The organism is Microcoleus sp., from assembly GCF_049646505.1.
Lineage (GTDB): Bacteria > Cyanobacteriota > Cyanobacteriia > Cyanobacteriales > Microcoleaceae > Microcoleus.
The window spans coordinates 1-9782 of the sequence record NZ_JBARVX010000476.1 but is presented as its reverse complement, the minus strand read 5'-3'; the positions used below and the strand labels follow the sequence as shown (position 1 = coordinate 9782).

Here is a 9782-nt window from a genome sequence, read left to right as displayed (position 1 = left end):
GAATGGGAGAGGGGGAGAGGGGGAGAGGGGGAGAGGGGGAGAATGGGAGAGGGGGAGAATTGCCCAATGACCAATTCCCAATGACTAATGACTAATGACTACTAAGAGGGCGGGCACGGGGGCACCGCCCCTACTGACTACTGACAACTGACAACTGACAACTGACAACTGACAACTGACAACTGACAACTGACTACTGACTACTAACTAATGACTACTAAATCCCAAAAAGAACTTGAATTCGCTTCCTAATTTTAATAAAAGGAGTTTGTTCCAAAGAGTCGCCATATAACAATCCCAAATCTCTCAAAGCTTGCTGGCGTTCCGACAATTTTTGAGCAATCTGATCCGCTAAATTTGGCTGTTCAACTAAAAGTTTTTGCAAGTCGTGGCGTTCCACCACAAACAAAATTGAATCTTCGCCAGTTTTAACAGTCGCCGTTCTTGGAGTTCCCAACAGCAAAGATATTTCCCCAAAAAACTCGCCCTCGTGAAGCGTCGCAATATACTGATCGGTTTTCTGAGAAAGAACTTCTACAGATCCGGAAAGAATAATATAAAAAGAATCGCCAGGGGCATTTTCTTTACAGACAATCTGTCCCGCTGGAAACAGTTGTCGGTAGCCGTATTCAATTAACTGTCGCAGTTCTAAATCCGTACACTGTTCAAAATAAGTGACTCGCCGCAACAAATCTCGCAGCGTCCAATTATTGGGTGCTTTAGCTGGGATTTTCTGTTCGGAAATCGTGGAGTTAGATTTGAGTTCGGTTGAATATTTACTGGTCTGGGGAAAAATCGATCCGTTGGAATTATCGTCTTTGTTCTGGTGAAAAACTTTAGTTAACTCTTGCGGATTTCGCAGCCACAAATCGTGCTGGGGAAAGGGGATTTCGATATGTCGGTGGCGCAATTCGTAATCTATCGAAAAATTAATTGCACTTTTAATAGCATCGCTTTCCTGTGGCTGGTCAATCCAAACTAAAAGTTCAAAATTTAAAGCATTGTCTCCAAAACCTCTAAACCATACTTTAGGAGAAGGATGGGACAAAACATTCGATGCCATCCGCGCCGCAACTAATAGCGCTTCGGTAACTAATACTGGATCGGAGCCGTAAGCAACGCCAACGGGAATGCGAAGGCGGCATCTGGGGTCTCTGTAACTCCAGTTAATAATGTTAGTTTCGACAAACTTGATGTTTGGTATAATTACAAATAGTCCGTCGATTGTCTTGATAATTGTGGAGCGGATGGAAATATTTTCTACTGTTCCTAATAAATGGTCGATCTCAATAAAGTCTCCGACTCTAATTTGCTGCTCGAATAACAGGGTGAGACCGCTGATAAAGTTGCTGGCAAGATTTTGCAACCCGAAGCCGAAACCAATGCCGACTACGCCAGCTAAGACGGTGAGAGAAGTGAGGTTGATGCCGGCACCTTGCAGGACGAAAATACAGCCGAGAGTTGCTAAAATATAGCTAATGATGGTGGCAATTGCTTCTCGGCTGCCGCGGTCCAATCCCATCCTAACTAGCAGGCTGCGCTTGATTCCTTCGCTGAAAATCCGAGCTACAATGAAGGCAAATATAGCTAAGATTATTAGTTTGACGATCGCACTAACGGACAGATGAGTGTCGCCGATATAAAATAGCGGGGTACCCATCGCAGCGGATAAATGTTGAAAAAAGCGATCGGCTCGTACAGTAATCCAATTCATTAATATTTCATAATTCGTGATTGATTTGGGTCGCAACTCAACAGCAAACTGCTAACTATTGCAGAGCTTAGGCGAAAAACTCGAACTGTGGAGTGTCCAGTGTTGCAAAAAGTACGCGCGGCGCAGCTATCCTTGTTGATGAACCGCACTTTCTCAGAAACTGGTAACATCCGCTAGCAACGGATGAGCAGAAACAGTTTTGTAGCGGTATTTTCTGCCGGATATTTGTGTTGTGGGGCAAAATCTGCCCTGCGGCTCTCGCGGCGACTGGTTGGCAATATCTCGAAAATTGGTATAAATTCAAGTAAAGCACCCTCAAGTAATCGAAAAATTCCAGCAAAAATTAGTTTATCCTTAAGAAGTCAGTTCTTTACAGAACTTAACAAGCTTATCCTAATTGACTTTTATGCAGTGCATCATCAATCGTCGGGCACAGTTTTCGGCGAGTCACCGTTACTGGCTACCGGAGTTGAGCGAAGCCGAGAACTTTGAGCGGTTTGGCCCAACAGCCCGCGCACCGGGACACGGACACAATTACGTTCTTTACGTTTCCATGATAGGAAAACTCGACGAGTACGGCATGGTGCTCAACCTGTCTGATGTCAAACACGTCATCAAGCGGGAAGTTACCAAGGATCTCGATTTTTCCTACCTTAACGAAGCGTGGCCGGAATTTGAGCAGACTCTGCCAACTACCGAAAACATAGCACGGCAAATTTGGTTGCGGCTAGCTCCTCATTTGCCTGTGAGCAAAATTCAACTGTTTGAACACCCGGAACTTTGGGCTGAATATTTAGGAAACGGAATGGAAGCTTATCTAACTCTGTCAACTCATTTTAGCGCGGCCCATCGGTTGGCTCGTCCCGATTTGAGCTTTGAAGAAAACTCGGAAATTTATGGCAAATGTGCTCGTCCTAACGGTCACGGTCACAACTATCATTTAGAAGTGACTGTGAAAGGGGAAATTGATCCGCGCACTGGCATGATTGCTGATTTGGGAGCTTTGCAAAAAGCTATTGACGATTATGTTGTGGAACCGTTCGATCATACTTTTTTAAATAAGGATATTGCTTATTTTGAGAAGGTTGTGCCGACGGCGGAAAATATTGCGGTTCGGATCGGGCAATTGTTGCGATCGCCCGTGAGGGAATTGGGCGCAGAGTTGCACAAGATCAAGCTGATTGAAAGTCCGAATAATAGCTGCGAAATTTACGGTGCAGATTTAGAGGAAGTGGCGGTGGAACATCAGCAGCCGTCAGCCGTTTTAGCTGGGGTTTAGAGTTAAAAATCGGTTTTTTTGGGGCGGCTTCACCCGGATTTGCAGCTAATTGTGCAGATTGGTGAAGCCGCCCCAACGATTAAATTGGACGATCGCATTTTTGGCAATTAATACCAATTTCATAAAGTTATGCTACTACCGAAAGTTTGACTCCCCCCCTTAATAAGGGGGGGTTGGGGGGGGTAGATATGTAAGGAAGCAGAGCCTCTGGATCTGCATTACCAGGCAGAGCCTGGTAACGAGCAATCGCTTGAGTTATTAAATTTTCATTCCTTACCGACAATTCGGGCGATCGAAATTGCTTGGGGCGGGACAAGTTTATGGATATTTTGGTTGGGAAGTTAAGATTTTGGGAAGGGGCGCATCAAAGGCTGATGATGATTCCGAGGGCGATTTCAGCCGGATCGGGTACTAGAATAAATTCTTTCACCGAAGTTATAGAGCTACCATTATTGGCACTTTTCCTGACAAGTCAGACACAGCCCGTATTTTGGAGATAGTAGCATCATCGCCAGCATTCCTCATCTCAGTTATTGTAAATGCTGAGAGTATGAGGTCGATCGCTGACAAACAAGCACTAATTTCTCCTAGGTGAGTTGACGTTTATGCGAGTCTCAAATGTAGCTCTCTTGACTCTGGCCGCCCTCGCATCCCAGAATGTAACTGCTAATACTAGCGCCGCTCCTGCTGCACCTCCCCCCTCTGGAGGGACACCGCAGGCCAGCAAATTTGTTGATGCCATAAATAATATCGCCTCCCGTCCGGCGGAGTCAATGAGCGCGCCGGAGACGATCGCCCACGAACAATTTTCCCCGCGAATTGCGGTAAAATCCCCAGCAGGTTTGCTAGTAGCCGCCGCCGGGCCGGAGTTATCTCCAGCAGTAAAAACCAAGGCGAATACTGCTGCTGAATCCGGCGATGAATTAACACAATCTTTACAAGAAACCTGGCTGGCTAAATTAATTGAAACCGGAGTTGAAAGCAGTCCCCAAGTTCGCGACGCTTTCGCTTTTCTCTCGCTCCGTACTGACAGTAATGTTGAATCTGGATATGGTTTTAATAATACCATAGCTCTGCTGAATATTTTGCTGATTCTTGGTACTATCTTTCCACCGGTGACACTTGCCTTTTTTTGGATGTTCCGGCGGCTGGTAGTCAAACAGTTGGTTGCTGATGCCAATCAAAGATTGCAGGGCATTGGTATATTAGAATCAGAGCTAATCAATTCTAGTCAACTGACTCAAAAGTTGAGAGATGAATTAGAATCGCAACTGAGTGCAGCCAAACAATCCATTGATTTTTTAAGTAGAGAAACTGAACTTTCCAAATCTTCCGTCGAGCAAATTGAGACTCTCAAATCTCAATTTCTCATGCACCTGCAAGTTTTGTTAACAGAAGTTTACGAGAAAAAATCTGAAATTGTTCAAGAAATATCCCAACTTCCTGCTGTTGTTGCCAAAGAAGCTGTCAAACTCGCACCTCAACCGCAGTTAAACAATTCGCAAAATTCGGAAACAGCACCTGCTAGCAACGCAAATATGATTGCTGATGATTACATCAAGCAAGGTGAAGGGCTTTATTTTCAAGGCAATTATGATGAGGCAGCAGTCTGCTTTGAAAAAGCTATTTTAATGAATAATAATGTGGATGAGGCTTGGTATTGGCGCGGAAATGTGTTAATAAAATTGCAGCGCTATGAAGAAGCGATCGCCTGCTACGACCAAGCAATATCGATGAAACCGGATAATTACGAAGCGTGGTATAATAAAGCGAACTTGCTGGCAAAATTGCAGAAGTACCAAGAGGCGATCGCCTGTTACGAGCGAGCAAGTGCCAGCGAGTCCCACAAATACGCCTGCTGGCACAGCATAGCAGCTTTGTTGGGCAAATTGCAGCATTACGAAGAAGCGATCGCCAGTTACGATCGCGCCCTCGCCATCAAAACAACCGACAGCGAAATCTGGCACAATCGAGGCGCAATGCTGGGTAAAATACAGCAAAACGCTGCAGCAGTCGAATCTTACGATCGCGCTCTTGCCCTCAATCCCAACAGATACGAAACTTGGTACAATCGAGGCAATGTGCTGTGGAGATTGCTCCGCTACATCGATGCTGTTGATTCTTACGATCGGGCTTTGGCCATCCGAGCTGACAAATACGAAGTTTGGTACAATAAAGGCGCAGTGCTCGGAAAAATGCAGCGCTATCAAGAGGCGATCGCATCCTACGACAAAGCAATTGCGATTAAACCCCAGGATTTTGAAGCGTGGCACAACCGAGGTACAGTTTTCGAGAAACTCTCGCAATACGAAGCAGCAATTGCATCTTACGAATCAGCAATTAAGCTGAATTCCGAGTGTTACGAAGCTTGGTTTGGCAAAGCCGAAGCCTTAACAAAATTGCAGCGCCCAGAAGAAGCAGTCGCAGCTTACCAAAAGGCGATCGCGATTAAGCCAGAATCCTACGATGCTTGGCACCAAATGGGTACAGCTTTATCAGAATTAAAGCGCTACGAGGAAGCAATGGCAGCTTACGATCGCGCGATCGCCATCAAGCCCGAAAATGCCGAAGCTTGGCGCGATCGAGGCGCAATTGCCTCATAATTCAAGCAGGATTGAGAAGGATTTGTTACGAGCGAAAAAACAATCAAAACTAGCCACAATCCGATAAATTATTCGGATATTTCTACCAATACTCAAAACTATTGATACACCTAAATTCTACGGAACAACTACTCGTTACCAGGCAGAGCCTGGTAACGCAGATAGGCGAGGCTCTGCCTCCCTTTTCGCAGGCTAGGCTCTTCAAGAGTGACATCGATTCCTAGGCTATTAACCAGTTATTGAAAATGATGCGAGGATTGCTATAAGCGATCGCACTCGATCTTATACCAATTTCAAAAAATAATACAACAGTATTCTTGTCCCCCCCCTTGCTAAGGGGGGGCTAGGGGGGGTCAAAGACTATTGCATGATTTTAGATAAATGGTCTTACATAATTTCCCCGGCTCTTCCAAATGAACCAGTTATTTCTATTAATTTAGGATTGCTATAAATTTTAAAAAATCGTCCTGAAATCGGTTGAATCAATAGAAACATATAGGTTAGCTCTTGGCACTTATCGCAATCCACAACAGCCAGAATTTGTGCAGCAAACAAGTATTAGTTTTGATGCAAATATTTTGCAAACTTCGGGAACATTCATCGAACATTCTCCTTCTTCATTATTAACAGGACATCGAAGCGGAATACAGTTGCCAGAAATCGCAGCAGCCTAAAATGTACGGAGAAATTACCGTATAGGGACAAACAGCAGACTAAATTTTGACATAAATGTCCGGTTTTTTCCTGCAAATCAGTTAATTTAACAACCGCAATCTGACCCTGAAGAATCTCTACAGGTGCTTCTACCAAAAGCAAAAAAAAATTAACCTGTGGAGTTAAAAAAAATGGCAAATATAACAGGAACTCTCGGCCCAGACGTGATACCGGGTCTTTTACCAGACGGTCGCGTAATTAGCCTGGGAAACTTACTGAGCGACGATACCATCAGCGGCCTTGACGGCAATGATGCAATCAATGCACTAGACGGAAACGATCTACTTTTCGGCGGCCCCGGCAACGATTTTGTTAACGGCAATGAAGGTAACGACAGCGTTTTTGGCGGCAAAGACGACGACCAAGTTTACGGTGGTAAAGGCAACGACTTAGTTAGAGGCGACATCGGCAATGACAGCGTTTTTGGCAACGACGGAAACGACAGTATGTTCGGCGGCAAAGACAATGACACGATGTTCGGTGGCAAAGGCAACGACTTGATCCTAGGCGACCTCGGCGACGATGTACTCTACGGCGACCTCGGTTCTGATACGATGAGCGGCGGTGGTGGAAATGACATTTTTGCGATCGGGCGAGTCGGCGACGGCAGGCCCACAGCCACCACCGGCGGCCCCGGAGTAGCCGATGCCGACGTGATTACCGACTTCCGAGTCGCCGGTAACGATGTCATCCAACTGTTCGGCGGCCTGCAATTTAGCGATTTGCAATTCATCGACGGCACCGGCTTCAACGGCATCAGCATCGGCAATACCCTCGTTCGCGATACCGGCAGCGGCGAGTATTTAGTCAACATCCAAGGTTTGACAGCAGCCCAACTGAGCGCGAACCCAGCTTGGTTCCAATCGGCTGGATTCCCGACACCGACACCGACACCGACACCGACGCCTGCGCCGACACCGACGCCTGCACCGACTCCTGCAAGTGTCTTCAGCTTTAGCGCAAATAATTACTCTACTCCCGAAGGCAGTCCCGCTACAGTCACAGTGATTCGCACGGGCAATACATCAGCTCCTGAAAGCATTAATTTCGGTACAGTTGACGGTTCAGCTTCTTCTCCTGCGGACTATAGCCCTACCACTGGTACGCTGAATTTTGCGGGTGGACAAACCAGCGCGACTTTCACTATCCCCACTGTGGCTGATGCCATTAGCGAAGGCGCAGAGACGGTGAATGTATTTCTGAACAACGGTAATGTAGGCAGTCTCAATCCAGCCACGGTGACGATTTTTGATGGTGGAATCGGCCCGGCTCCGACTCCGACTCCGATTACAACTCCAACGCCTGCGAGTATTTTCCAGTTTGACCAGCAGAGTTACAGCGTCAACGAAGGCGGCCAGGCGACGGTTACAGTTACTCGCACCGGTGGTACTGGTGTGGCAACAATTAACTACGCTACGGTTGACGGTTCGGCTACTTCTAGCGGGACAGCACCTGACTACACCGTGGCGGCAGGTTCGCTGAATTTTGCAGCGGGGCAAAATAGCGCTAGTTTCACGGTTTCGGCTCTGAGCGACATGATTCTGGAATCGCCGGAAACGGTGAATTTGGTGCTCAGCGGCGGTAATGTGGGCAGCAATCCATCAATCTTGACGATTCTGGATGTGCCCCCTGTCCCGACTCCGACTCCGACTCCGACTCCGACTCCGGCACCGACTCCAACTCCAGCAACTACTGGGCCTAGTATTTTTTCGTTCAGTGCGGCTACTTACAGCGGCAACGAGGGGAGCACTGCTCCGATTACGATCAATCGCACCGGCGACTTGACACAAGGAGCAACGATTTCGTTCAGCACTGGCGACGGCACTGCTCTGTCTACGGGTACTGCAATTGATTACACGGCTGTAGTTCAAGCGGTGAATTTTGCACCCGGACAAGCTAGCGCGCAAGTTCCGGTTCAAACTTTATTTGATAACCTCACGGAGTCTACTGAGACGGTGAATTTGTTCTTGAGCGGCGGTAGTTTGGCGAGTCCTTCTGCGGCAGTTTTGTCGATCGTTGATACTACTGCTGTTCCTCCTACTTTCTTCTCTTACGGTTCGTCTCCGGGTTCTGTTTCTGACGGCGCTGCTGGCACTTTTACGATTAACCGCAGCGGCAATACTGGGGTTTCGGCTTCGATCGACTTTTTGATTGTTGCCCCCGGCGGCGGCCAACCTGTGAATAATGTAGACTTCAACATTGTCGGGCCCTATTCTCCGAATCCTTCTGGCGGTACGGTGAACTTTAATCCCGGTCAAACGAGCGTCAATCTGACGATTAATAACGCTCCTGGTTTGACTGCTGGGGTAGTGAATTTAGGTTTTGGCCCAGGATCGATCGGCGCTCCAGCTTCCACTGCAATTACTCTGCTGATTTAGGACTGTTAGTAGGGCGAGCAATTTTTGCTCTACTAATATGTTTCTTGGGTACAGTCAAACCCTTTTTGTTTAAAGTTTGTCTTCTAAATTTTTCCTCTTTTTTCCGCTCCGTTTGGGGCGGTTTTTTTTTGTGGTAAGCTTAGAGCAACTGTTGAAAAAGGAGAATAGTTATGTCTGTTCAGACTCAAAGACGGCTATTTACAGTGCAAGAATATCACTTGATGAGTGAGGCTGGTGTTTTTGGTGAAAATGAACGAGTCGAACTTATAGAAGGAGAAATTATCCAAATGGCAGCAATTGGTAGGCGCCACGCCGCCCGTGTCGATCGCCTTGCAGAGTTTTTTGGCGATCGGGTGCGAAAACGTGCTATTATCCGGGTGCAAAATCCGATTAGCCTTGGCGATCGCTCTGAGCCTCAACCTGATATTGCTTTAGTACAACGTCGCGCTGATTTCTATGAAGAATCGCTGCCAAATAGCGAGGATATTTTGCTGTTGGTAGAGGTAGCAGATAGCACGGTTAATTATGACCGGGATGTGAAAGTACCGAATTATGCGCGATCGGGCATTCGGGAAGTATGGCTGTGGGATTTAGAGGCTAATTGTTTAGAAGTTTACCGCAACCCGACGGCAAATGGCTACATTTCAATGCAAAAATTTGAGCGGGGAGAACAAGTTTCGCCGCTGGCGTTTCCTGAGTTTGTAGTGAGTATTGATTTAATCTTGGGTTAAAATAGTAAGCTTAAACTAACTGCTAAAAAAGGAGAATAGTTATGTCTGTTAAAATGCAAAGACGGCTATTTACAGTCCAAGAATATCACCTGATGAGTGAGGCTGGTGTTTTTAGCGATCGCGAACGAGTGGAACTTATAGAAGGAGAAATTATCCAAATGGCAGCAATTGGTAGGCGCCACGCCGCCCGTGTCGATCGCCTTGCACGAATGTTCAGCCACATTCCAGAGTCCCTAGTTATTTTTAGAGTGCAAAATCCTATTTGCCTTAATGATAACTCAGAACCGCAACCTGATATTGCTTTAGTGAAACCCCGCGCCGACTTTTATGAAGAATCGCTGCCAAATAGCGAGGATATTTTAC

Annotated in this window: 6 protein-coding genes; 5 read left to right on the top strand and 1 reads right to left on the bottom strand. The window is 46.6% G+C overall.

The annotated features are described in order from the left end of the window. Positions 1-217 precede the first annotated feature (217 nt). Positions 218-1714 (bottom strand): cyclic nucleotide-binding domain-containing protein, encoded by a 1497-nt coding sequence (locus tag WBA89_RS22810; RefSeq protein ID WP_424409670.1) that lies wholly within the window; start codon positions 1712-1714, stop codon positions 218-220. Positions 1715-2120: 406 nt separating this feature from the next. On the opposite strand from WBA89_RS22810, the gene WBA89_RS22805 reads away from it, so the two are divergent. The 5 genes from WBA89_RS22805 to WBA89_RS22785 all read left to right on the top strand — a co-directional run. After that, positions 2121-2993 carry a 6-carboxytetrahydropterin synthase gene (locus WBA89_RS22805; protein WP_424409669.1) on the top strand — a complete coding sequence of 291 codons (873 nt, stop codon included), beginning with the start codon at positions 2121-2123 and terminating at the stop codon, positions 2991-2993. 605 nt (positions 2994-3598) lie between these two features. Continuing rightward, positions 3599-5596, top strand: coding sequence for a tetratricopeptide repeat protein (locus WBA89_RS22800; protein WP_424409668.1), 1998 nt, complete (start codon positions 3599-3601; stop codon positions 5594-5596). 845 nt (positions 5597-6441) lie between these two features. Next, positions 6442-8688 (top strand): Calx-beta domain-containing protein, encoded by a 2247-nt coding sequence (locus WBA89_RS22795; protein WP_424409666.1) that lies wholly within the window; start codon positions 6442-6444, stop codon positions 8686-8688. Between the two features lie 170 nt (positions 8689-8858). After that, on the top strand, positions 8859-9419 hold the full coding sequence (locus WBA89_RS22790; RefSeq protein ID WP_424409665.1) for a Uma2 family endonuclease: 561 nt from the start codon (positions 8859-8861) through the stop codon (positions 9417-9419). 41 nt (positions 9420-9460) lie between these two features. Then, on the top strand, positions 9461-9782 hold a 322-nt coding region (locus WBA89_RS22785; protein WP_424409663.1), incomplete at its 3' end, for a Uma2 family endonuclease.